The sequence below is a fragment of the Rhodococcus ruber NBRC 15591 genome (assembly GCF_001894945.1).
Taxonomy (GTDB): Bacteria; Actinomycetota; Actinomycetes; order Mycobacteriales; family Mycobacteriaceae; genus Rhodococcus; species Rhodococcus ruber.
The window spans coordinates 87,621-109,774 of the sequence record NZ_BCXE01000014.1 but is presented as its reverse complement, the minus strand read 5'-3'; the positions used below and the strand labels follow the sequence as shown (position 1 = coordinate 109,774).

Here is a 22,154-nt window from a genome sequence, read left to right as displayed (position 1 = left end):
ACGCCGGTCCGTCGCCCTCACACCCCGGCCGCCGCCGCGGTCAACCGGGCGGCGGACCGCCCGATCCCCAGATCCTGGGCCAGCCGCTCGAGTCCCTGCGGATCGACGGGGGCCCCCGGGATCGTGTCCGGGCGCGACACCCGGACCGGAGCGTCGGTGGCCACCCGCACCACCGGCACCGCCGCGTCCAGATACTCGCCGGCGTCGATCAGCTTGGCGCGCACCCCCTTCGCCAGCCCCGACGCCGGGTCCGCGGCCGCCGCGCGCAGCGCCGCGAGCGACCCGTACTCCTGCAGGAGCGTCGACGCGGTCTTCTCCCCGATCCCCTTGACGCCCGGCAACCCGTCCGAGGGGTCCCCGCGCAGCGCCGCCAGCTCGGCGTAGGCCGCTCCGGCCCGCCCGGGCGGAAGCCCGTACCGGGCCGCGACCTCCGCCGGACCGAACACCTCGGCCTTGGCCAGGCCCCGCCCGACGTACACCACCCGCACCGGCACCGCGCCGCCGCGCACCACCTGCAGCAGATCCCGGTCGCCGCTGACCACCAGCACCGGGTCGCGGGCCTCGCCGGCGGCGAGAGTGCCGATCACGTCGTCGGCCTCGAACCCGGCCGCCCCGGCGGTGGCGAGCCCGACCGCGGCCAGCACGTCGAGGATCATCGGCACCTGCGGCGGCAGCGCCGCCGGCACCTCCTCGGCGGTGCCGTCCGAACCGGCGGCCACCCGGTGCGCTTTGTAACTCGGCACCGCCGCCACCCGGAACGCCGGCCGCCAGTCCAGATCCAGGCACACCACCAGCCGCGCCGGCCGATGCTTGGTGATCAGCGACGCCACCATGTCGGTGAACCCCCGCACCGCGTTGACCGGGCGGCCGTCCGGGGCGGTGAGCGATTCGGGCAGCGCGTGGAACGCGCGGAACCACAGGCTCGCCCCGTCGAGCAGCATCAACGGGCCGGTGGGGGGCACGGGGGCGGCGGAGGCCGGCGTCGCAGTCACACCGGTCATCCTGCCAAACGCCACTACGCTGTCCGCATGAGTTCCCCCGAGCGCCGCTTCCCCGCAACCGTCTACGCCGACCGCCTCGCCCGGGCCGCCGCCCTCGGCCACGACGCCGGTCTCGACGCGCTGCTCGTCACCCCCGGACCGGACCTGCGCTACCTGCTCGGCTCACGCGCGGAATCGTTCGAGCGGCTCACCTGCCTGGTGATCCCCACCGACGGGCAGGGCGCGTCCGTCGTCGTGCCGCGCCTCGAGCTGGCCTCCCTCACCGACTCCGCGGCCGCGGACCTGAACCTGCCGGTGCACGACTGGGTCGACGGACAGGACCCGTACGCGCAGGTCGCCGCGCTGCTGCCGCAGCGTCCGCGCACCGCGGTCGTCGACGCCATGCCCGCCCTGCACCTGGTGCCCCTCGCGGCCCGGTTCGCGGTGCCGCCCGTGCTGGCGACCGAGGTGGTGCGGCAGCTGCGCATGGTCAAGGACGACGAGGAGGTCGCGGCGCTGCGCCGCGCCGGCGCCGCCGTCGACCGGGTGCACGCGCAGATGGGGCGGTGGCTGCGGCCCGGCCGCACCGAGGCGCAGGTCGCGGCCGACATCACCGCCGCGATCGTCGCCGAGGGCCACACCGAGGCCGCCTTCGTCATCGTCGGGTCCGGCCCGCACGGCGCCGACCCCCACCACGAGGTCTCCGACCGGGTCCTCGAACCCGGCGACGTCGTGGTCGTCGACATCGGCGGCCCGGTCGAGCCCGGCTACTACTCCGACTCCACCCGCACCTACAGCCTCGGCGCGCCCCCCGACGACGTCGCGGCGAAGGTGGCGTTGCTCGAGGCGGCGCAGCAGGCGGCGGTCGACGCGGTCCGGCCCGGGGTCACCGCCGCCTCGGTCGACGCCGCCGCCCGCGACGCCCTCGCCGCGCACGGCCTCGCCGAGGTCTTCGTGCACCGGACCGGGCACGGCATCGGACTGTCCGTCCACGAGGAGCCGTACATCGTCGACGGCAATGCCGACGTGCTGCGGCCCGGGATGGCGTTCAGCATCGAACCGGGCATCTACTTCCGCGGCGAGTGGGGTGCGCGCATCGAGGACATCGTGGTGGTCACCGAGGACGGCTGCGAACCGCTCAACCACCGTCCGCACGGACTGACGGTGCTGCCGGGGTGAGCGACCTTACTTGTCGAGTACCGAGCCCATCACCCGTGCCACGGTGATCTCCACCACCACGCGCGTCGGGTTGGGCCGCGGCGTCCGGTACCGCGCGGTGTAACGACGCACCCCCTCGGCGACGGCCTCCGGTTCCGCCCGCACCCGGGCGGGCCCCTCGAGGGTGAGCCAGCGGCCCCGCTCGACCTGACTGACGGCACCGTATCCGCGGCGGTCGGCGTTGAGCGCCTTCTGCGAGGTCGCATCGGTGATCACCCGCACCACCCCGGCCTCCGGATCCCACGTGAAACCGACGGCCACCACGTGCGGGCTGCCGTCCTTGCGCAGGGTCGTCAGCGTCCCGAGATGGTATTCGGTGAGGAACTGCAACGCGGCGTCGCCGAGCGCGGCGGGGGTGCGGGCCATGCCTGCGACGGTAGCCGAACCCGGCCCGCGCGCCCCGCGGCGCCACCCGGCACACTGGTGCGGTGAACAACGGGCAGGGTTCGATCGTCGTCTTCGGGGGCCGCAGCGAGATCGGGACGGCGGTGGCCGCCCGGCTGGCCCGCGGCCGCACCGTGGTCCTGGCCGCGCGTCGCGCCGGCGATCTCGAGGCGCAGCGCCGCGCCGTGCTCGACGCCGGTGCCGTCGCCGTGCACACCGTCGAGTTCGACGCCGACCGGCTCGACACCCACGAGCAGACCCTCGCCGACCTCGCGATGCTGTACGGGCCGATCGACGTCGCCGTCCTCGCGTTCGGCATCCTCGGCGACCAGCACCGCGCCGAACACGACCCGGCCCATGCCGTGGCGATCGTGCACACCGACTACGTCGCCCACGTGGCCCTGCTCACGCGGCTGGCGGGGCATCTGCGGGCCCAGGGATCGGGCCGGATCGTGGTGTTCTCGTCGGTGGCGGGGGTGCGGGTGCGCCGGGCGAACTATGTGTACGGCTCCGCGAAGGCCGGTCTCGACGGATTCGCCTCCGGCCTGGCGGACGCGCTGCACGGCAGCGGCGTGTCGCTGCTGCTGGTGCGACCCGGGTTCGTCGTCGGCCGCATGACCGAGGGGATGAGCCCCGCGCCGCTGTCGAGCACCCCGGACCGGGTCGCGGACGCGACGGTGCGGGCGTTGCGCCGCGGCCGCGGCGAGGTGTGGGTGCCGGCTGTGCTGCGGCCGGTGTTCGTCGGGATGCGGCTGCTGCCGCGGCCGATCTGGCGGCGACTGCCGCGCTGACCGGCGCGCTCAGCGGCGGCGCGACTCGAGCAGCCGCAACCACACCTCGCCGACCGTCGGATACGCCGGTACCGCATGCCACAGCGTCTCGAGCGGCACCGCGGCGACCACCGCGACCGTCGCGGCGTGCAGCAGCTCGGCGACGTCGGTGCCCACGAACGTCGCCCCCACCACGGTGTCGGCGGCGCGGTCGACCACGAGGGTGGCGCGTCCGGTGAAATCGTCCCGCGCCAGCGCGGATCCGGCCACGGCGATGTCGACCTCGAGCACCTCGACGTCGAGGCCGTCGGCGCGGGCGTCGGCCGCGGTGCGGCCCACGGCCGCGACCTCCGGGGTGGTGAACACCACCTGCGGCACCTGCCCGTGGTCGGCGCGCGCCCGGAACCGCGGCGCGTCGAGGTCGCGTCCCTCGGCGCGGGCGGCGATCACGTCGCCGCACACCCGTCCCTGGTACTTGCCCATGTGTGTCAGCGCGGTCCGGCCGGTGACGTCGCCGACGGCGTAGAGCCAGCGCCCGTCCACCCCGGCGACGGTCATGTGGTCGTCGGTGCGCAGCGGGCCCTCCCCGGCCCACCCGACCGTGTCGAGTCCGAGTCCGGCGGTCGCGGGCCGGCGCCCGGCCGCGACGATCAGCTCGTCGACCTCGAGGGTGCCACCGTCGTCGAGGCGCAGCCGCACCGGGCCGCCGTGGATGCGTCCGATGCCGGTGTCCGCGACGTCCGGGCGGGACACCTCCGCCGTCGTGGTGCCGAACCGCAGCCGCACGCCGTGCTCGCGCAGCGCCTCGGCGACGGCGGCGCCGGCGACCGGCTCGGTGCGGGCGAGCAGCCGGTCCCCCCGCACCAGCATCGTCAGGTCCTCGGTGCCGAGCTCGCGCAGCCAGGTCGCGATCTCGCAGGCGACGACGCCGCCGCCGACGATCGCGGCGCGCCGCGGCACCTGCTGCAGGTTCGTCGCATCCCGCGAGGTCCAGGGCCGGGCCGCGCGCAGCCCCGGCACATCGGGCACGGACGCGGTGCTGCCGGTGGCCACCACCACCGCGTGCCGTGCCCGCAGCCGCCGCGGCTGCGGGCCGTCCACGGTGACCTCGCACCGGGCGGTGAGGCGGCCGTGCCCGCGCACGACGTCGATCCCGGCGCCGCGCGCCCACTCGACCTGGGCGGTGTCGTCGCGGCCGTCGGTGAACGCGTCCCGGCGGGCGAGGACGTCGGCGACGTCGACGCCGTGGGCGGCGACCTTGGCGGCGACGCCGGGCATGTGCCGGGCCGCGGCCAGCACCTGTCCCGGGCGCAGCAGCGCCTTGCTCGGCATGCACGCCCAGTAGGAGCATTCACCGCCGACGAGTTCGTGTTCGACCAGGACGGCGGTGCGGTCGCTGCCGGCGATGGCGTAGGCGGCGGCGTTCTCCCCGGCGGGTCCGCCGCCGAGGACGACGACATCGAACACCTCGGACTCGGACCCCGCACCGATGCTCATGAACCCACGGTAGGCGGCGTGCGGGCGGTGCGGGCCCGGAACACGACCGCCGCGGCGCGGTTCAGCGCAGCTCGGGGGAGTCGGCGTCGAAGACCAGTCCCATCGGGGCGAGGACCCGCACCACCTGTTCGGCGGCCCACTCGTCGAGATCGCACAGCAGCACCACCGACCACGGCGTCACCACCAGGGGACGATCCACGGCCGCGAGGAACTCCGCCGTCCGCGCCGGCAGCACCGCCCCGGGCAGACCGCCGCCGAGGGTGACCGCACCGTCGGGCTGGTCCAACCAGCCCACGGGCCGGGCCGGGGCCGACGGGCGCCGCGCCGGCGGCGCCGACGGCTCCACGCCCAGAGCGGCGAGGGTCGCGGCGACCCCGGCCCGCGGCGGCCGCTGCGCCGCCGCGACCAGCGTCTCGACGACGTCGTCGGGGGGCAGGCGCACGCCGGTGTCGGTGCCGTCGAGCAACAGCGCCCACCGCCGGTCGGGCAGCGCCGCCGCCCCCACCTCGGGGGCCAGGGCCGCGATGTCGCCGCTGCCGTCGTCGATCCCGACGACGAGGTCGCGGCCGGGCGCGAGCGCGGTGAGTCGACGGTGCACCTCGGCGAGGATGTCCCGCACGTCGACGTGCCCGCCGATGCGGCCGGACAGCGGCGAGGCGAGCAGGCGGCGCCGATGCGGTCCGGGCAGGTCGAAGCCGTGGCCGGACAGCTGCGCGGTGAGTTCGGCCCGGTTTCCGCGCAGCCCGAGACCGTCGGCGGTGAGGACCAGGGCGCCCCCGGCGTGGTCGTGGGCGAGTTCGGCGAGGATCTGCAGCTGCGCCGCCGCGAGCCGACCGCCGGGCAGGGACACCTCGACCAGGTCGACGGGTTCGTGAGCGGGCGCCATGGCCTCCAGGCTAGACGGCGGCGGTCGGCGCGGCCCGCCCGTCCGTAGGGTGTGGCCCATGACCCCGACCTTCGCCGACCTGGCCGCCGCGAAGTACGTGCTGCTGACCACCTTCCGCAGGGACGGCACCCCGGTGCCGACCGCGGTGTGGGCCGCCGCCGACGCCGACCGGCTGCTGGTGTGGACCGTCACCGACTCCTACAAGGTCCGGCGGTTGCGCCGCGATCCGCGGATCACCGTCGCGGTGTGCGACGTGCGCGGCACACCGCGCAGCGACGCGGTGCCCGGCACCGCCACGGTGCTCGACGCGGCCGGCACCGAGCGGGCGCGGGCGATGATCGCCCGCAAGTACGGGATCCTCGGGTGGCTCACGGTCAAGGGCAGTGTGCTGCGCCGCGGGCGCGCCGGCACCGTCGGGCTCGCCTGTGTCGTCGAGGCGGACGATCCCACCCCGGATCCCGGTCCCGGCGGGTGAGGGGACCGCGGCGGCACACGGGCGTCGCCGCGGGATCAGCGGGCGCGGCTGACCGACGACATGTGGAAGTCGGGGATCCGCAGCGGCGGCATCGCGGTGCGGGTGAACCAGTCCTTCCATTCCCGCGGCAGGGTGCGCTGCGTGCCGCCGGCCTCGGTGGTGCGCCGCAGCAGATCCAGGGGGCTCTCGTTGAACCGGAAGTTGTTCACCTCCGCCGTCACCGCACCGTCCTCGACCAGATACACACCGTCGCGGGTCAGTCCGGTCAGCAGCAACGTCGCCGGGTCGACCTCCCGGATGTACCACAGGGTCGTCAGCAGCAGTCCCCGCTCGGTGCGGGCCACCATCTCGTCCACGCCGGCCGTGCCGCCGCCGGTCAGGAGCAGGTTCTCCCCGGGCGTGGCCGCCGGCGCCCCGAACTCGGCGGCGGCGGCCCGCGGGTACGCCAGCGCGTGCACCGTCCCCGCGCGCACCCAGTCGACCCGCCCGAGGTCCATGCCGTTGTCGAACACCGACAGCGAGTTCGACGAGGCGGTGGCCGTGACGAACGGCGCGCATTCCAGGCCGGGGGCGGCGGGATCGGAGAACAGGGTCAACGGCAGCGCGGTGAGCCGTTCGCCGACGCGGGTGCCGCCGGGCCGCGACAGCGCGGTGTGCCCTTCCTCGGCGCCGCGGCCCTCCATCGACCACATCAGGTAGATCATCAGGTCGGCCACCGCCGACGGCGGCAGCAGCGTCTCGTAGCGCCCGGCCGGCAGCTCGACGGTGCGGCGCGCCCAGTCCAGCCGCCGCGACAGTTCCGTCAGCAGGGCGGGGGTGTCGACGTCGGTGAAGTCGCGGGTGCCGGCCCCGGCCCACGCGCTGGCCCCGTTCAGCCCGCCCCGTTTGCCGTTGATCTCCACCGATCCCTCCGGCGCGGTGAACCGGCGTCGCACCCCGCTCGAGGTGCCCAGCCAGGTCGTCGAGATCCGGTGGTGGGCGAAGCCGTAGAGCTGATCGGCACCGTCGAATCCGGCGGCGAGATCGTCGACGAGCCGCCCGAACACCGTGATGTCGGTCCCGGCCGCGGCGTCGGCCCAGTCGCCGGGCTCGCCCTCCCCGCCGACGAGCGGCACCGCGTCCTCGGCGGGGGCCGCCGCCGCGGCCGCCGCCCCCGCCGCCCGCACGGTCGGGGCGATGTCGGCCGGGTCGACGCTGCTCGATGTCACCACCCCGACGCGGGTGGTGTCGCCGCGCAGGACCGCGATCACCGTCCAGCTGCGGGAACGTGAGATCCCGTTGGTGGTCATCGAGTTGCCGGCCCACCGCAGCGACGCCTCGCCGGTGTCGGTGACCAGCACGATCGTCTCGTCGGCGGTCGAGCAGCGCAACGCCCGCTCGAGCTGTTCCTGCGCCTCGATCATCGCCGGCCCTCCGCCCGGGTGTTGAGGACGTTCACCGACCGCAGCAGCGCCGACGGGCAGCCGTGGCTGACCGGCGCGACCTGCCCGGGCTGGGCCTTGCCGCAGTTCACGGCGCCGCCGAGTCGCCACGTCGACGGCCCGCCGACCGCCTCGAGCGAGCCCCAGAAGTCGGTTGTGGTGGCCTGGTATGCCACATCACGCACCTGCCCGGCGATCGTGCCCCCGCGGATCCGGTAGAACCGCTGCCCGGTGAACTGGAAGTTGTAGCGTTGCATGTCGATCGACCAGGACTTGTCGCCGACGACGTAGAGCCCGTCGTCGACGCGGGCGATGAGCTCGGCGGTGGTGGTGTCGGCCACCGGGTCCGGCTGCAGCGACACGTTCGCCATCCGCTGGATCGGGACGTGATGCGCCGAGTCGGCGTACGAGCAGCCGTTCGAACGCGGCAGCCCCAGCCGCGGCGCGAACACCCGGTCGAGCTGGTAGCCGACCAGTATCCCGTCCCGCACCAGGTCCCAGGACTGGGCGGCGACCCCGTCGTCGTCCCAGCCGACGCTGGCGAGCCCGTGCGCGACGGTGCGGTCCGCCGTCACCTGCATCACGTCGGTGCCGTAGCGCAGCGTGCCGAGCCCGTCCGGGGTGGCGAACGAGGTGCCCGCGTAGGCCGCCTCGTACCCGATGGCCCGATCGTACTCCGTTGCGTGCCCGATCGATTCGTGCACCGTCAACCACAGGTTGGTGGGGTCGATCACCAGGTCCGTCGGCCCCGCCTGCACACTGGGGGCCGACGCCTTCTCCGCCAGCCACCCGGGGATCTGCGCCAGCTCCGCACTCCAGTCCCAGTGCGCGTCGCCGGCCGCATACTCCCAGCCCCGCCCCACCGGCGGGGCCAGGGTGCGCATCGTCTCGAACTCGCCGGTGCGCCGGTCCACGGCGGTCGCCTCGAGCTGCGGGGCCACCCGCACCCGCTGCTGGGTGATCGTCGAGCCGGCCAGGTCCGCGTAGAACGTCTGCTCCTTGACCTGCCCACAGTGCGCCGTCACATGATCGACCTCGTCGGCGGCGAGCAGGTGCCGGGAGAACTCCGCCAGCCGCGCCACCTTGTGCGCCGTGGGCACCGTGAACGGGTCGATCTCGTACGGCGAGACCCACACCGCGTCCGGGTAGACCGGCTCGTCGGCGAGCTCGACCCGATCCCGGTTCAGCGCCCGCAACGTCCGGGCCACCTCGATCGCCTGCCGCGCCGTGGCCGCCGCGACGGCCGGGCTCAGCTCGGCGTGCGAGGCGAACCCCCAGGTGCCGTCGACCACCACCCGCACGGCCAGCCCGGTGTCGATGCTGTCGACGGCGGCCTGCACGGCGCCGTCCCGCAGGCTCAGCGACTGGCTGTGCAGACGGTGCACCCGCAGATCCGCGTGGGAGGCACCGGCGGCGCGGGCGGCGGACAGCGCCGCGTCCGCGAGCGTCCGCAACGGCAGGGCGAGGAAGTCGGCGTCGACGGTGCTCACGGGCACCACCGTACTGGGTCGCACCCGGCGCGTCGGCTCACCCGAACTGCTGCCAGCCCAGACGCACCACCATCACCAGCACCACGATCAGCAGCACCGCCCGCACGAACCCCGCGCCGCGGCGCAGCGCGGTCCGCGAACCGACGACCGCGCCCGCGATATTGCACACCGCCAGTGCCAGCCCCAGCGACCACCACACGTACCCGGCCGCCGCGAAATACACCAGCGCCCCGACATTGGACCCGAGGTTGATCACCTTCGCCATCGCCGCCGACCGCACGAATTCGGTGCCGAGCAGCGTCGCGAACGTGATGATCAGGAACGTGCCGGTGCCCGGGCCGAGCAGGCCGTCGTAGAAGCCGATCACCGCGGCCGCGGTCAGCACCACCAGGACCGTGCGCCGCATCGTCGGCGGTTCGTGCGCCAGGGTCGTGCCGACCTACGGCCGCAGCGTCACGAACACCGCGACCGCCACCAGCACCACCATCACCATCGGAACGAACAGGTCCTTGTCGATCCGCGAGACCGTCGCCGCACCCGCCGCCGCCGCGACCGCGGCCAGGACCGCCGCCGGAGCCAGGACCGGCCACTGCAGCCGGATCCGCCGCGCGAAGGTCACCACCGCCGCGCCGGTGCCGCAGAGGGCGGTGAGCTTGTTCGTCGCCAGCGCGGCCGCCGGTGTCAGCTGCGGGGCGACGACGAACAGCGCCGGCAACAGGATCAGCCCGCCCCCACCGACGACGGCGTCGACCCACCCGGCGGCGGTCGCCGCCACCATCAGAACCGCCCAGTCGCCTGCACCCACGCGGCCATTCGATCACAGCGACCGGGAGCAAAACCGCGGCGCCGCTCGTTGAGCGGATATGACCGCCGCACCGTTCCCGGCAGCTGGAAGGATCACCCCATGATCGCGCTGCTGTTCCTGGCCTACGTCGTCGTCGAGATCGGGGTGCTGGCGTGGCTCGGGTCCACCCTGGGCATCGGCACGACGATCCTGGTGTTCCTCGGGGTGAGCGTCCTCGGTTACCTGGTGCTCGCCGCGCAGGGCCGCCGTGCCCTGCAGAATCTGGGCCGGGTCCGCAGCGCCGCCGGCGCGGACCGGGCCCTGACCGACGGCGCACTGGTCGGCGCCGGTGCCGGGCTCGTGCTCGTACCCGGACCGGTGACCAGCGCCGCGGGAATTCTGCTGCTGCTGCCCCCGACCCGCGCGCTGCTGCGCCCGCTCGTGCGGGCGCTGGCCGCCCGCCGGGTCGCCGCCTCCGCCGCCCGGGGCGGCACTTTCCGCGGGGAACGCGTCGTCATCGTCGACGGCGAGGTCGTCGAGCACACCGTGGTCGGCCCGGCCCGCCTCGACACCCCCGCCTCCGGAGCCGGGACCGTGCTCGAGGGCGAGATCGTCGACCCCCCGCACCGTCCGCACCTGCCGTAACGGGGCACACTGGGTAGCCGTGAAGTCCCCCGCACCGCACACTCAGCTCCTCGTCGGCGGCCGCATCTACAGCGCCAGCGCCCCCGACGCCACCTCGATGGCCGTCACCGACGGGCAGGTCGTGTGGGTGGGGGAGGACCGGCCCGGCCGCGCCCTGCACCCGGACGCCGAGATCGTCGACCTCGACGGGGCGTTCGTCGCACCCGCCTTCGTCGACACCCACGTGCACGTCACCGCGCACGGCCTGGCCCTGACCGGTCTCGACCTGTCCGACACGCGGTCCCGCGAGGCGGCGCTGCACCAGGTGCGCGACCATGCCGCCCGGCACGCCGGCGCCGTCGTGTGGGGGCACGGGTGGGACGAGACCCGCTGGCCGGACCCCACCGCCCCCACCACCGACGACCTCGACGCCGCCGCCCCCGGCCGCGCCGTCTACCTCACCCGCGTCGACGCCCATTCCGCGGCGGCCTCCACCGCGCTGCGCGCCGCCGCCGACCTCGCCGGACTCGACGGCTACCACCCGCAGCGCCCGCTGACCGCGGCCGCGCACCACGGTGTCCGCGCCGCCGCCCGCGCCCTGCTCACCCCCACCGAACGCGCCCGGGCCCGCGCCGCCGCCCTCGACGACTACGCGGCACACGGCATCGTCGCCGTGCACGAATGCGGCGGCCCGGACATCGCCGGCCGCGACGACTTCGCCGAACTGCTCGCCACCGACCACGGGGTGCAGGTCCGCGGCTACTGGGGGGAGGCCGTCACCACCGCCGAGCAGGCCCGGGCGCTGCTCACCGCCACCGGCGGGCACGCCCTCGGGGGCGACCTGTTCGTCGACGGCGCCCTCGGCTCCCACACCGCGTGGCTCGCCGCGCCGTACACCGACCGCCCCGACTGTTGCGGCACCGCCTACCTCACCGTCGAACAGATGACCGCGCACCTGCGGGCCTGCACCGAAGCCGGCATCCAGGCCGGCTTCCACGTCATCGGCGACGCCGCCGTCGACGCCGCGGTGCAGGCATTCGCCGCGGTCGTCGCCGACCTCGGCGGCCCGGCCGTCGCGGCCCGCGGACACCGGCTCGAACACCTCGAGATGGTCACCGCCGCGCAGGGCGAGCGGCTCGGCGGCTGGGGCGTGATCGCCAGCATGCAACCGAGCTTCGACGCGCTGTGGGGCGGACCGGGCGGGCTGTACGCCACCCGCCTCGGCGCCGACCGCGCCGCCGGCCTCAACCCGTTCGCGCCGCTCGCCGCGACCGGCATGTCCCTCGCGTTCGGCTCGGACGCGCCGGTCACCGCGGCCCGACCGTGGCCGATGCTGCGCGCCGCCGTGCACCACCGCACCCCGGGCAGCGGGATCTCCCCCCGCGCCGCGTTCGCCGCCGCCACCCGTGGGGCGTGGCGCGCCGGCGGGGTGCGGGACGGGATCGCCGGCACCCTCGACCCCGGGGCGCCCGCGTCGTACGCGGTCTGGGACGCGGACGAGCTCGTGGTCAGCGCGCCGAAGGACAGTGTGCAGCGCTGGTCCACCGACCCGCGGTCGCGGGTGGCGCCGCTGCCGGATCTCGAGCCGGGCACGCCCGACCCGGTGCTGCTGCGCAGCGTGCACCGCGGCCGCGTCGTGTACGCCCGGTGATCGGCTCGCGCGCCGCCGCCCGGCCGGTGGTGGTCCGCAGCGTCGCCGCCGTCACGGCGGGGCTGCTGTTGTTCGCGAGTTTCCCGCCGCGTCCGCTGTGGTTCCTCGCGCCGCTGGGCATCGCCCTGCTCACCGGGGTGCTGGGGGCGCCGACGCTGCGCCGCCGCGGCGGTTTCGGCTACGGCTACCTCGCCGGCCTGGGATTCTTCGTGCCGCTGCTGCCGTGGGTCGGGGAGTACGTCGGCCCGGTGCCGTGGCTGGCGCTCGCCGCCGCCGAGGCGGTGTTCGTCGGCCTGTTCGGCGTGGTCGCGGTGCAGGTGCGGGCCCTGCCGGGGGCACCGGTGTGGATCGCGGCCGGCTGGAGCCTGACCGAGTACCTGCGGGCGAGCGTGCCCTTCGGCGGGTTCCCCTGGGGCCGGCTCGCGTTCGGTCAGCCGGACGGGCCGCTGGTCGCTCTCGCCGCGGTCGGCGGTGCGCCGCTGGTGTCGTTCGCGGTGGCGCTGACCGGCACGGGGCTGTGGGCGTGCGCGCGGGCCGGGCTGCGCTACACCCGCGGGCACCGGGAGCGGTCGCCGCTGCTGCGGGCCGCGGCGACGACCGTCGCCGCACCGCTGCTCGCCCTGGCGACCTGGCCGGCGCTGCCCGCCCCCGAGGCGGGTGAGCGCACCGTGACGGTCGCCGCGATCCAGGGCAGCGTGCCGCGGCTGGGTCTGGACTTCAACGCCCAGCGCAAGGCCGTGCTGAACAACCACGTGGCGCGCACCCTCGAGCTGGCCGACCGGGTCCGGGGCGGCACCGCGCCGCGCCCGGACGTGGTGATCTGGCCGGAGAACGCCTCCGATATCGACCCGTTGCGCAACCGCGACGCCGCGGCCGACATCGGCGCCGCGGCGGCCGCGGTCGGCGCCCCGATCCTGGTGGGTGCCGTGCTGGTCAACGGGGACGGCACCACGACCAACTCGGTGATCGTGTGGGATCCGGCGACCGGGCCGGGGGAGCGGCACGACAAGCGCATCATCCAGCCGTTCGGCGAGTACCTGCCGTACCGCTCGTTCTTCCGGCTGTTCTCCGACTACGCCGACCGGGCCGGGCACTTCGTGCCGGGCAGCGGCGACGGCACCGTCCACGCCGCGGGCATCCCGATCGGGGTGGCCACCTGCTACGAGGTGGCGTTCGACCGGGCACTGCGGGACTCGGTGCGCGCCGGCGCGCACCTGCTGGCCGTGCCCACCAACAACGCGACGTTCGGCGACACGGAGATGACCTACCAGCAGCTGGCGATGTCCCGGGTGCGGGCCGTCGAGCACGGCCGGGCCGTGGTGGTGGCCGCCACGAGCGGGGTCAGCGCCGTGGTCGCGGCCGACGGCACGGTCACCACGCGCAGCGCCCTGTTCGTGCCCGAGGTACTGGTGGCGCAGGTGCCGCTGCGCGCGACGGCTACGCTGGCTACTCGGCTCGGACCGATCCCGGAGCTCGTGCTCTGCGTCGGGGCCGTCGCCGCCGTCGGCGTGGCGCTGGTGCGCACACGCGGGCGGAGCACCACCGTGCCGGCCGCAGCCGGCACCGCGAGATGACCGGCCGCCGGCCGGTGCGACAGGAAGGACCTTCGATGGCAGCGGCGACGCCGGCCGGGAACGACAGCGCGCCGAGCGCCCGGACCCTGGTGATCATCCCGACGTACAACGAACGTGACAACATCGGCCTGATCGTCGGCCGGTTGCACGCCGCGCTGCCGCACACACACGTGCTGATCGTCGACGACGGCAGCCCGGACGGCACCGGCGACGTCGCCGATCGTCTCGCCGCGGCGAGCGAGAACCGCATCCACGTGATGCACCGCACCGAGAAGAACGGTCTCGGGGCCGCGTACATCGCCGGTTTCCGGTGGGGACTCGAGCGCGGTTACACCGTGCTGGTGGAGATGGACGCCGACGGCAGCCACGCCCCCGAGCAGCTGCACCTGCTGCTCGAGAGGATCGACGCGGGCGCCGACCTGGTGCTCGGCTCGCGGTACGTGCCCGGCGGTGCGGTGGTGAACTGGCCGTGGCATCGGGAGGTGCTCTCCCGCGGCGGCAACATCTACTCGCGGCTCGCGCTGGGGGTGCGGATCCACGACATCACCGGCGGCTACCGCGCCTACCGGCGCGAGGTGCTCGAGCACCTCGATCTCGCCGCGGTCGCCTCGCACGGCTACTGCTTCCAGGTCGACCTCGCCTGGCGGGCGGTGCAGGCCGGGTTCACGGTCGCCGAGGTGCCGATCACCTTCACCGAGCGGATCATCGGCGAATCGAAGATGAGCGGCAGCATCGTGCAGGAGGCGCTGATCAAGGTCACCGTGTGGGGCGTGCGCAACCGGTGGACGAAACTGCGCGGCCTGCTGCGCCGCTGAGCGCCGCCGGGCTGGGGGCCGGTCGAGGACCGGTCACCCCCATCCGGGCGGCGGGGCTCATTCGGCGTTCTTGACCTCGATCTTCTTCCCGGCCTGCTGCTGCTCGGCCAGAGCGATCGAGACGGTGAGGATGCCCTTGGCGTAGGACGCCTCGACGTCGTCGTCCTTCGCACCCGGTGGCAGGGCCACCGAACGCCGGAACGAGCCGTAGTGGAACTCCGAGCGTCCCCCCTCGGATTTCTCCTCGGTCCGTTCGGCCGTGATCTCGAGCTGCCCGGCGTTGATCGCGACGTCGATGTCCTTCTCCGGGTCGAGGCCGGGCAGCTCGGCCCGCACGACGTACCGGCCGTTCTCGACACGGTCCTCGACCCGGATGAGGTTGCCGCCGAGAGCGGGACGTAGACCGGTGAAGGGGAAGGCGTCGAAGAACTCGGACAGGTCCGGGAACACCGAACGGGAACGGCGCGCTGGCACAGTGGACATGTCTGCTCCTCTCCTGGGAAACGGATCGGCGGAAGGTCGGTCCGTGTCCATTCGACTCCGTGCGGGACGCGCCCGACAGGGCCGGAAGTCCCGACCCCCGAGATCCGAACGTTCGCACCCCCGGTAGCCCTCCAAACGATCGTTCGGACTCGGGCCTACGCGTTCGGCGAACGTTCGTCAGTCGGGATCCGGTCCGGGCGGCCGCGTTCGCGCCGCAGTTCCGCCACCTGCATCCGCAGCTCGGCGATGTGGATCCGCGCCTCGCGCAGCTGGGTGGCCCGCTCGTCGGCCAGTTCGGCGCGCACCATCGCGAGATCGGCCTCGAGTTCGGCCACCCGCTGCCAGGCCTCGGCAGCCGAGCGCAGCGCCTCGTCGCGTTCGGTGCGCAGCCGGGTCGCCTCGAGGTCCACCGCCCCGGTGCCGGCCGCCCGGGGCGGGTCCGGGGCGGCGCCGAGGCGGGTACCCGCACGCTCCGGCGGCGAAGAGGACGCCGACCGGGGCGGGTCGGAGGTCGCTGCGGGTGGGGACGGGGTGGCGGTCCGGCGCTGGCGTTCGCGCCAGGCGCGCGCACGTTCGGCGCTGTTGGCGTACTGCTTGCGGCGGCCGCCCGTCGCGGGGGTGGCCCCGATCGGCGTGCCGGGCGCCGAGGAGGCGTCGCTCACCACCGCAGACTACCAGGACGAACCCCCGCACGAACGTTCGAGGAACGGCGCCGGGTCACGAACCGGACACCGCTCGAACGATCGTGTCGTTCGTTCGGATTCGATCGTTCTACCAGGTGACGGGCAGCTCGTCCACGACGCCCAGTTCGGTGCACAACCGGCGGATCGCGCTGCAGTCCTGCACCACCCGCCGCGGGGGTGTCGCGGCCACGTCCGCGAGCATCGCCCGCCCACCCGGAACGCGCTCCGCGTCCACGATCGCTGCCCAGGTGCCCAGATCCGAGCCGGTGAACGCCTCGATTCCCGCCGCCAGGGCCGCGAGCAGCTGCGCCCGGTCGCCGGGCCCGAGCTCGGTGAACACCATCTTCAGCAGCTCCGCGGCGAGGGAGGCGTGACTGAGTTCGTCCCGCCGGTGCAGCGCCACCGTCGTGCGATTGACCGGCTGCAGCTCCGCGTCCTCGGTCATCAGAGCGAGGAACGCGCTGATGGAGGTCTCGGCGACGGTGGTGAATGCCAACCGGATCAGCGCCTGCCCCCGCGGATCGGGCGCCGCCGCCACCGCGGCCCGGTGCTCGCGCACGGTCCGGCACGGCGGCAGCACCGACTCGGGCATGTGCCAGCCACGGCGGCGGCGGATCACCGCGCTCGCGTTCAGGTGCATGAGCGTGTGGTACTGCTCGTCGACCATCGCCTGCAGCACCCCCGCGGTCACGGTGTCCGACGGCCCGACCCCGAAGAAGTCCGTCGTGATCAGCGCGAAACCGGGGTTGACCACGTACTGCTCGATGTCCATGACATTCTTGTTGTACGCAATCCAGCCCCAGCCCCGCAGCCGGGCCCGGCGCCCCTCGTCCAGGGCGCGGTACGCGGGATGGGTGTGGAACGGCACGAGCTCGTCCGGGAAATCCAGCCGGCCCGGATCGAACAGCTCGTCCAGATCCGGTTCGCTCTTCTTGACCGTGGCGCGCCGCCCCCACGACCGGGCCAGTCCCCGCACCACGGCGCTCTCGACGACGTCGTGCGGATCGTGGTCGGGCAGCGCGGGTACGAGCAGCGGACCCTGCGCGGCGGGCAGATCAGGCTCGGCCATGACGGCTCTCCGTTTCCTCGTGCGTCAGTTCCGCGAACAGTTCCGCACACAGCTCACGATACCGGCCGGTGTCCGCGCCCAGCGGCGTTGCGGCCCGGCCCAGCAGGTCCGCGAACCCGGCCACCGATCCGGTCTCGACCACCGCCTCGAGCTCGTCGAGGGAGGCCCGCAGCGCCGACCGGGCCGCCGCCGCGTGCGGGTTGCCGGCCTGCACGTCGAGATACACCTCGGGGGCGCCGCCGGCGATCCGCGCCAGCAGCGCCCGCAGCAGCACGTGCGGGGGCGGGGCGGTCGCCGCCGCCACCGACGGGGGGACGCCGAGCCGTCCCAGCGCCAGCCCGAACGCCAGAACCGCCGCGTGCGTGGCCGCCTGGGTGGCCGCCGCGACCCGGTCGTGGTCGTCCGCCGTCATCCGCACCACCCGCGCGCCCCACCGGTCGAGCGCCGCGAGCAGCGCGTCGACGGCCGGGCCGGGCCGGTGCTCGACCACCGCCACCGGTCGTCCCGCCATGCCCAGCGCCGGCGCGAACATCGGGTTCAGCCCGACACACTGCGCGGACCACCCCCGCCCGCGTCCCGCCTGCGCCCACGCCGACTTCACCGACAGGGTCTCCACCAGCACCGCGTCCGGCGACAGCAGCGGACCGAGCCGGGCGGCGGCCGCCAGCGCCGTGGCCTCGGGCACGGCCAGCACCAGCATCGAGGCGCACCGCACCGCGTCCCGCACGGCCGCCGTGGGGACGGTGACATCGTCGCGCAGCGCGCCCGGATCGTCGCCGGCGGCCGGGTCGACCACCAGCACGTCGGCGCCGTCGCGGCGCAGCGCCTCACCGAGCATCCGGCCGACCGCGCCGGCACCCCCGGCGACGACGACGAGGCCGGTCGTGTCGCTCACGCGCGGGAACCGTCCTCGGAGGGTTCGTTCACCGACAGGGTGCGGCGCATCGCCACCGCCTTGACCATCGTCTCCTCGAGTTCGTCCGCCGGGTCCGACAACGCGACGATGGCGCCGCCGATGCCGAAGCCCACCTCGTGTTCGGTGGCGACCATGGTGCGGATGACGATCGACAGGTCCGCCGCTCCCGTCGGGGACAGGTATCCCAGCGCACCCGAGTACACGCCGCGGGGGCCGTCCTCGAGCTTGTCGATGATCTCCATGGTGCGCAGCTTCGGCGCCCCGGTCATCGATCCCCCCGGGAAGGCGGCCCGCACGCAGTCCACCGCGGTCGCATCCGGGCGCAACGTCCCCCGCACCGTGGAGACCAGCTGGTGCACCGCCGCGTACGTCTCGACGTCGAACAGCTTCGGCACGTGCACCGAACCGGGCACGCACACCCGAGACAGGTCGTTGCGCACCAGGTCGACGATCATCAGATTCTCCGACCGGTCCTTCTCGCTGTCGAGCAGGCTCTGCCGCAACGCCCGGTCCGCGTCCTCGGTGGTGCCGCGCGGCCGGGTGCCCTTGATCGGCTTGGACTCGACCACCCCGTCCGGGCCGATCCGCAGGAACCGCTCCGGCGAGGCACTGAGCACCGACACCTCGGGGAACCGCAGCAGGGCACTGTACGGGGTCGGGCTCAGTTCGCGCAGCGTCTCGTAGGTGCGCAGGGGATCGACGCTGCGGTCCACGGTCGCCGCGTTGGTCAGGCACACCTCGTACGTCTCGCCGCTGCGGATCTCGGCGATCGACTGGGCGATCAGCTCGAGGTAGCGCTGCGGCTCGTGCCGCAACCGCACCCGCGGATCCTGCTCCGCCCGCACCAGCGGGGCCGCGACCGGTGCCGCGGCGGATTCGGCCAGGGACCCGAGCACGGCAGCGGTCGCGTCGAACCACGCGGTCGTGGCGGGCTCCCCGGCCCGCTCGCTCAGCGCCAGCAGGTAGCAGCAGCGTGTCTCGTGGTCGAGGACCACGGCGCGGTCGGCGAAGACCATCGCCGCGTCCGCGATGGGGGAGGTGTGCACGAGCTGCCCGCCGGTGTCGGCCTTGAGCTCGTACCCCAGGTAGCCCACGTAGCCCAGCGCGAACGCGAACGGCAGGTCGCCGCGCCGGGCGACCGTGCGCTCGGCGAGGCGGCGGTCGATGTGGTCGAAGAAGGTGGTGTGGAACTCGGCCACCGGCTGCCCGGTGCGCTGTTCGCGCACCAGGGTCTCGGCGACGCTGTAGGTGACGAACTCGGCGCGCGGACCCGACCCGTCCCCGAGGATGGAGAACCGCGAGTTCGGTTCGGTGGCGGCGCTGCCGTCCAGCCAGAAGCTGTGCGGACCGTCGGCGAACAACGTCTCGAACACCCGCTGCGGGTCGGGGTGGTGGTCGATCCGGCGGCTTTCGAGGACCAGCGCCGGGGGCGGCGCGGGCGGCGCGGGCGGCGGGACCGGCTCGGGTGGGTGCGGCCGGGCGGGGGTCGCGTCGCGGAAGTTCGCCAGCAGCTCGCGGCCGTACTCGGTGCAGATCGACTCGGGGTGGAACTGCACCCCCCACAGCGGCCGGGTCCGGTGGGCGACCCCCATCAGGAGTCCGTCCTCGGTCCAGGCGACGGCCTCGAGGTCGTCGGGCACCCGGTCGACGACCAGCGAGTGGTAGCGCACCGCCTCGAACGGGGAGGGAATGCCGGCGAACAGCCCGGTGCCGGCGTGCCGGATCCGTGACAGCCGGCCGTGCACCGGCTGCGGTGCCCGCACCACCTCGCTGCCCAACAGGTTGCACAGGCCCTGATGACCGAGGCACACCCCGAGCACGGGCAGACCGGAGTCGAGCAGGGCGTGCGAGCTGATCCCGAAGTCGCGGGCCCGGTCGGGGCGGCCCGGCCCGGGGGAGACGACGATGTTGTCGAACCGGTCCAGATCCAGGGACTCCCACGGGGTGTCGTTGCTGACGACCGTGGGCGGGACACCGTTGACCTCGGCCAGCAGACTGTAGAGGTTGTAGGTGAACGAGTCGTAGTTGTCGATCAGCAGGGTGCGGATCGAACCGGCGGGCGGCGGGGCGGCCATGACCGGTCTCAGGTCCGGGTCTCGCGCAGTTGGGCGGGCGCCGCGCCGGGACCGTCGATGATGAGGTCCTCGACCCGGCACGCCTCCGCGATGAGCAGCGCGTACAACGAGTGCAGGAATTCCGGCGACATGTCGTTGCGGTGCGCGTAGGACTCGGCGCGGGCATGCACGACCTGCATCCGGCCCGGTTGCAGCATCGGGATCGCGTGCCGCTGTTTCAGGTGCGCGATGCGGGCACAGATGCGCAGCCGGTCCCGAACGGTATCGAGGAGCCGGGCGTCGACCCGGTCGAGTTCGGTGCGCAGCCCGTCGAGCAGGTCGTCCGGTGCGGATTCGGCGGTGGCGTCCGCCCGGTGGTCGTTGCTGTTGTCCATCGCTTCTCGCCCCCTGTACCGCGGCCCGAAACCCCAGTGGGTCATTCCGTTTCGCGTCGTCCGAGGTCGCCGGTCCGAGAATCCGGCCGGTGTTCGATCATGATGACACGCGCGCGGAGCCGCTGTCGGCGTTTGATCCATTTGTGCCGTGCGCGCAACACGGCCGACCCGGCAGGACACGCACCGCCCCCGGTACGCACGAGGCCGCCCCCGGGACGGATCCCGGGGGCGGCCTCGTGCGTACCGGTCGACCTGAGGTCAGGCGCCGCGCCGCTTGGTCTTGAGCAGTTCGAGGCGCTCCTTGAGCAGCTCGTCGAGCTCGTCGATGGAGCGGCGTTCGAGCAGCATGTCCCAGTGGGTGCGCGGCGGCTTGACCTTCTTCGCCTCGGGCGCCGCGCCCTCGACCAGGGAGCCTTCCAGACCGTTCTTGCAGATCCAGGTGCCGGGGATCTCCGCGTCGTCGGCGAACGGAACGTCGAACTCCTCGCCGTTGTCACAGCGGTAGCGGGCGATCCGCCGCGGCGCCAGATCGTGGTCACGGTCGGTCTCGTAGCTCACCGCCCCGAGCCGGCTGCCTCGCAGTACACGATCTGCCATGGTGGTGTCCTCTCTTGTGTGCTCCGCCCGGTGCGCTCGCCTCCGGGGCGAGCGCGCGTCCACAGTGCGGTCGACATCGGCGGATGCCGACCTCTTCTGTCAACGCACACGCGGTCGAATCGGTTCCCGACCGCCCCGCGGCCGTGGGCGCGGGTGAGTCTACCGCCCCGGCCGCCGCGGCTCCGCCGGCCGGTAGGGTGGACGGCCATGACCGGACGTACCCGTGAACCGGAGAACTGCCTCTGGTGTGGCCGGCCGGTCGCCGACGCCCCCCTCGGGCGCCGTCGCCGCTACTGCCGCCGCTCGTGCCGTCAGCGGGCCTACGAGCAACGCACCCTCACCCGGGAAGCGGGACTGCCGGAGGACGCGGTGATCCTGACCGCCGCGGAGGCGAGCGCTGTCGCCGACCGTGCCTTCGAGGTGCGGTGCGCGGCCGAGGACGTCGCGACCGCGGTGGCGGAGGGCGCCGGTCCGGCGGAACTGGCCGCCCTGTGCGACGAGCTCGTGCGGCTGGCCCGCGCCGCCGAACGGCTCCGCTGAGCCGGCCCGCTCAGGCGAAGAACGCCCCCATCGTGTACACCACCTGGCAGAAGGTGCCGTCGACGTACTGCACGGACCCGAACAGTGCCGACAGCACCGGACCGGTGCCGGTGTCGAGGGTCTTCGACAGCTGCGGCACCCCGCCCACGGTGTCGTCGAGCGTGTCCACGCCGCCGCGGAAGTTCTCCATGTTCAGCCACACGAACTTCAGGTCGGCCCGCGCGGGCAGGGTGGGGATCGTGGGGGAGACGAAGATCTTCAGCTGGCCGATCTGCACCGGGGGCACCGCGTTGGGGCCGGGCTGGGCCCATCCGGTGGTCATCGCGTAGGGGGTGAAACCGCCCCCGCAGCCGAGCCCGAACGTGGGGGCGGGCTGCATGAACGGCTGCGGAGTGTTGCGCGGTGGCGGCTCGAACAACGCCGGGGTGCGAGCCGCGTCGAGCAGCGACTCCACCGCCCGCAGCGCCTCGGGGGACTCCGCGGCCGCGGCCGCACGCAACGCGTCCGGCGGCAGTCCCGGGGGCTCGGGTTCCGCGACGGCGTGCGCGGGCACGGCCACCGCCGCCGCGACAGCGGCTGCGGCGGTGAGCGAACGAACGGTCCATCGACGCTGCTGCATCCAGAGCTCCTCGAGGGTGGGACGGGCACGGGCGACGACGTGGTCGGCTCGACAATAGGGGGGTCGGGGCCGGCGCGGGCCGTTTCCGTGAACCGGCTCGAAAGACGGCTCTCGAAACCGTGATTCGCGCTCATTCGGTGACCGGACCGCGATGGAACGGTCACAGTTTCCCGTCGATCTGCGGTCGAGACGGCGACAGGTCCCCGTCGAGGTCTCGACTCGGAAACGA

22 protein-coding genes and 1 pseudogene are annotated in these 22,154 nt (G+C 74.2%); 8 read left to right on the top strand and 15 right to left on the bottom strand.

Annotation, left to right across the window (positions count from 1 at the left end; genetic code table 11):
- Positions 1–17 precede the first annotated feature (17 nt).
- Entirely contained in the window at positions 18–1,001 is a 984-nt protein-coding gene (locus RR3_RS09845) for a 5'-3' exonuclease (RefSeq protein WP_017682300.1), read from the bottom strand.
- Between the two features lie 27 nt (positions 1,002–1,028).
- On the opposite strand from RR3_RS09845, the gene RR3_RS09840 reads away from it, so the two are divergent.
- Positions 1,029–2,159 carry a M24 family metallopeptidase gene (locus RR3_RS09840; RefSeq protein ID WP_017682301.1) on the top strand — a complete coding sequence of 377 codons (1,131 nt, stop codon included), beginning with the start codon at positions 1,029–1,031 and terminating at the stop codon, positions 2,157–2,159.
- 6 nt (positions 2,160–2,165) lie between these two features.
- Here RR3_RS09840 and RR3_RS09835 read toward each other — a convergent pair whose 3' ends face one another.
- Entirely contained in the window at positions 2,166–2,564 is a 399-nt protein-coding gene (locus tag RR3_RS09835) for a TIGR03618 family F420-dependent PPOX class oxidoreductase (RefSeq protein WP_010596440.1), read from the bottom strand.
- A 62-nt stretch (positions 2,565–2,626) separates the two neighbouring features.
- On the opposite strand from RR3_RS09835, the gene dprE2 reads away from it, so the two are divergent.
- A complete protein-coding gene (gene dprE2, locus RR3_RS09830) occupies positions 2,627–3,373 on the top strand; it encodes a decaprenylphospho-beta-D-erythro-pentofuranosid-2-ulose 2-reductase (protein ID WP_010596439.1) in 747 nt (248 codons plus the stop codon).
- A gap of 9 nt (positions 3,374–3,382) precedes the next feature.
- Here dprE2 and RR3_RS09825 read toward each other — a convergent pair whose 3' ends face one another.
- Both RR3_RS09825 and RR3_RS09820 read right to left on the bottom strand, forming a co-directional pair.
- Positions 3,383–4,849, bottom strand: a complete 1,467-nt coding sequence (locus RR3_RS09825) for a dihydrolipoyl dehydrogenase family protein (protein ID WP_040269792.1) — start codon at positions 4,847–4,849, stop codon at positions 3,383–3,385.
- A 61-nt stretch (positions 4,850–4,910) separates the two neighbouring features.
- Positions 4,911–5,735, bottom strand: a complete 825-nt coding sequence (locus RR3_RS09820) for a precorrin-3B synthase (RefSeq protein ID WP_010596437.1) — start codon at positions 5,733–5,735, stop codon at positions 4,911–4,913.
- Positions 5,736–5,793: 58 nt separating this feature from the next.
- Between RR3_RS09820 and RR3_RS09815 the strand changes: the two genes are divergently transcribed.
- Positions 5,794–6,210, top strand: a complete 417-nt coding sequence (locus RR3_RS09815; protein ID WP_010596436.1) for a PPOX class F420-dependent oxidoreductase — start codon at positions 5,794–5,796, stop codon at positions 6,208–6,210.
- Positions 6,211–6,245: 35 nt separating this feature from the next.
- Here the strand turns inward: RR3_RS09815 and RR3_RS09810 are convergent, their stop codons facing one another.
- The 3 genes and pseudogenes from RR3_RS09810 to RR3_RS09800 all read right to left on the bottom strand — a co-directional run bounded on the left by RR3_RS09810 (position 6,246) and on the right by RR3_RS09800 (position 9,926).
- Positions 6,246–7,613 carry a metallopeptidase TldD-related protein gene (locus RR3_RS09810; RefSeq protein WP_064065681.1) on the bottom strand — a complete coding sequence of 456 codons (1,368 nt, stop codon included), beginning with the start codon at positions 7,611–7,613 and terminating at the stop codon, positions 6,246–6,248.
- Positions 7,610–9,121: a TldD/PmbA family protein gene (locus RR3_RS09805; RefSeq protein ID WP_064065683.1), complete on the bottom strand. Its 1,512-nt coding sequence runs from the start codon at positions 9,119–9,121 to the stop codon at positions 7,610–7,612. Before RR3_RS09805 ends, RR3_RS09810 begins: the two co-directional genes overlap by 4 nt.
- A 37-nt stretch (positions 9,122–9,158) precedes the next feature.
- Positions 9,159–9,926 (bottom strand): annotated as a pseudogene (locus tag RR3_RS09800) (TSUP family transporter).
- Between the two features lie 99 nt (positions 9,927–10,025).
- On the opposite strand from RR3_RS09800, the gene RR3_RS09795 reads away from it, so the two are divergent.
- The 4 genes from RR3_RS09795 to RR3_RS09780 are packed head-to-tail and all read left to right on the top strand — an operon-like array spanning position 10,026 to position 14,569.
- Entirely contained in the window at positions 10,026–10,550 is a 525-nt protein-coding gene (locus RR3_RS09795) for an FxsA family protein (protein WP_010596430.1), read from the top strand.
- Between the two features lie 19 nt (positions 10,551–10,569).
- A complete protein-coding gene (locus RR3_RS09790) occupies positions 10,570–12,180 on the top strand; it encodes an amidohydrolase (RefSeq protein ID WP_072786400.1) in 1,611 nt (536 codons plus the stop codon).
- On the top strand, positions 12,177–13,754 hold the full coding sequence (gene lnt, locus RR3_RS09785) for an apolipoprotein N-acyltransferase (protein ID WP_064065679.1): 1,578 nt from the start codon (positions 12,177–12,179) through the stop codon (positions 13,752–13,754). Before RR3_RS09790 ends, lnt begins: the two co-directional genes overlap by 4 nt.
- Positions 13,755–13,789: 35 nt before the next feature.
- Positions 13,790–14,569 (top strand): polyprenol monophosphomannose synthase, encoded by a 780-nt coding sequence (locus RR3_RS09780; protein WP_017682073.1) that lies wholly within the window; start codon positions 13,790–13,792, stop codon positions 14,567–14,569.
- Between the two features lie 57 nt (positions 14,570–14,626).
- Here the strand turns inward: RR3_RS09780 and RR3_RS09775 are convergent, their stop codons facing one another.
- The 7 genes from RR3_RS09775 to RR3_RS09745 form a co-directional block, all read right to left on the bottom strand.
- Positions 14,627–15,052, bottom strand: coding sequence for an Hsp20/alpha crystallin family protein (locus RR3_RS09775; protein ID WP_010596426.1), 426 nt, complete (start codon positions 15,050–15,052; stop codon positions 14,627–14,629).
- Between the two features lie 155 nt (positions 15,053–15,207).
- A complete protein-coding gene (locus RR3_RS09770; protein ID WP_234420188.1) occupies positions 15,208–15,714 on the bottom strand; it encodes a hypothetical protein in 507 nt (168 codons plus the stop codon).
- A 109-nt stretch (positions 15,715–15,823) separates the two neighbouring features.
- Positions 15,824–16,804, bottom strand: coding sequence for an AurF N-oxygenase family protein (locus tag RR3_RS09765; protein WP_017682076.1), 981 nt, complete (start codon positions 16,802–16,804; stop codon positions 15,824–15,826).
- Positions 16,791–17,699: a prephenate dehydrogenase dimerization domain-containing protein gene (locus RR3_RS09760; protein WP_010596423.1), complete on the bottom strand. Its 909-nt coding sequence runs from the start codon at positions 17,697–17,699 to the stop codon at positions 16,791–16,793. Before RR3_RS09760 ends, RR3_RS09765 begins: the two co-directional genes overlap by 14 nt.
- A complete protein-coding gene (pabB, locus tag RR3_RS09755; protein ID WP_017682077.1) occupies positions 17,696–19,795 on the bottom strand; it encodes an aminodeoxychorismate synthase component I in 2,100 nt (699 codons plus the stop codon). The genes RR3_RS09760 and pabB overlap by 4 nt, the downstream gene beginning before the upstream one ends.
- Positions 19,796–19,803: 8 nt before the next feature.
- Complete coding sequence (locus RR3_RS09750; RefSeq protein WP_010596421.1) at positions 19,804–20,169, bottom strand: chorismate mutase; 366 nt, start codon at positions 20,167–20,169, stop codon at positions 19,804–19,806.
- 258 nt (positions 20,170–20,427) lie between these two features.
- Positions 20,428–20,766 carry an RNA polymerase-binding protein RbpA gene (locus RR3_RS09745; protein ID WP_010596420.1) on the bottom strand — a complete coding sequence of 113 codons (339 nt, stop codon included), beginning with the start codon at positions 20,764–20,766 and terminating at the stop codon, positions 20,428–20,430.
- Between the two features lie 207 nt (positions 20,767–20,973).
- Here RR3_RS09745 and RR3_RS09740 point away from each other — a divergent pair, with 207 nt between their 5' ends.
- Entirely contained in the window at positions 20,974–21,306 is a 333-nt protein-coding gene (locus RR3_RS09740) for a hypothetical protein (RefSeq protein ID WP_010596419.1), read from the top strand.
- 10 nt (positions 21,307–21,316) lie between these two features.
- Here the strand turns inward: RR3_RS09740 and RR3_RS09735 are convergent, their stop codons facing one another.
- The gene (locus tag RR3_RS09735) at positions 21,317–21,925 is read right to left on the bottom strand and encodes a hypothetical protein (protein ID WP_017682078.1); all 609 of its coding nucleotides are present in this window, start codon (positions 21,923–21,925) and stop codon (positions 21,317–21,319) included.
- Positions 21,926–22,154 lie beyond the last annotated feature (229 nt).

Excerpts from the sequence above, each read along its gene's own strand:
- RR3_RS09845 (WP_017682300.1), bottom strand. The coding sequence starts at position 1,001 with ATGACCGGTGTGACTGCGACGCCGGCCTCCGCCGCCCCCGTGCCCCCC.
- RR3_RS09765 (WP_017682076.1), bottom strand. The coding sequence starts at position 16,804 with ATGGCCGAGCCTGATCTGCCCGCCGCGCAGGGTCCGCTGCTCGTACCC.
- RR3_RS09745 (WP_010596420.1), bottom strand. The coding sequence starts at position 20,766 with ATGGCAGATCGTGTACTGCGAGGCAGCCGGCTCGGGGCGGTGAGCTAC.
- RR3_RS09815 (WP_010596436.1), top strand. The coding sequence starts at position 5,794 with ATGACCCCGACCTTCGCCGACCTGGCCGCCGCGAAGTACGTGCTGCTG.
- RR3_RS09835 (WP_010596440.1), bottom strand. The coding sequence starts at position 2,564 with ATGGCCCGCACCCCCGCCGCGCTCGGCGACGCCGCGTTGCAGTTCCTC.
- RR3_RS09775 (WP_010596426.1), bottom strand. The coding sequence starts at position 15,052 with ATGTCCACTGTGCCAGCGCGCCGTTCCCGTTCGGTGTTCCCGGACCTG.
- RR3_RS09825 (WP_040269792.1), bottom strand. The coding sequence starts at position 4,849 with ATGAGCATCGGTGCGGGGTCCGAGTCCGAGGTGTTCGATGTCGTCGTC.
- RR3_RS09740 (WP_010596419.1), top strand. The coding sequence starts at position 20,974 with ATGACCGGACGTACCCGTGAACCGGAGAACTGCCTCTGGTGTGGCCGG.
- RR3_RS09780 (WP_017682073.1), top strand. The coding sequence starts at position 13,790 with ATGGCAGCGGCGACGCCGGCCGGGAACGACAGCGCGCCGAGCGCCCGG.
- RR3_RS09820 (WP_010596437.1), bottom strand. The coding sequence starts at position 5,735 with ATGGCGCCCGCTCACGAACCCGTCGACCTGGTCGAGGTGTCCCTGCCC.
- RR3_RS09735 (WP_017682078.1), bottom strand. The coding sequence starts at position 21,925 with ATGCAGCAGCGTCGATGGACCGTTCGTTCGCTCACCGCCGCAGCCGCT.
- pabB (WP_017682077.1), bottom strand. The coding sequence starts at position 19,795 with ATGGCCGCCCCGCCGCCCGCCGGTTCGATCCGCACCCTGCTGATCGAC.
- RR3_RS09750 (WP_010596421.1), bottom strand. The coding sequence starts at position 20,169 with ATGGACAACAGCAACGACCACCGGGCGGACGCCACCGCCGAATCCGCA.
- RR3_RS09840 (WP_017682301.1), top strand. The coding sequence starts at position 1,029 with ATGAGTTCCCCCGAGCGCCGCTTCCCCGCAACCGTCTACGCCGACCGC.
- RR3_RS09795 (WP_010596430.1), top strand. The coding sequence starts at position 10,026 with ATGATCGCGCTGCTGTTCCTGGCCTACGTCGTCGTCGAGATCGGGGTG.
- RR3_RS09810 (WP_064065681.1), bottom strand. The coding sequence starts at position 7,613 with ATGATCGAGGCGCAGGAACAGCTCGAGCGGGCGTTGCGCTGCTCGACC.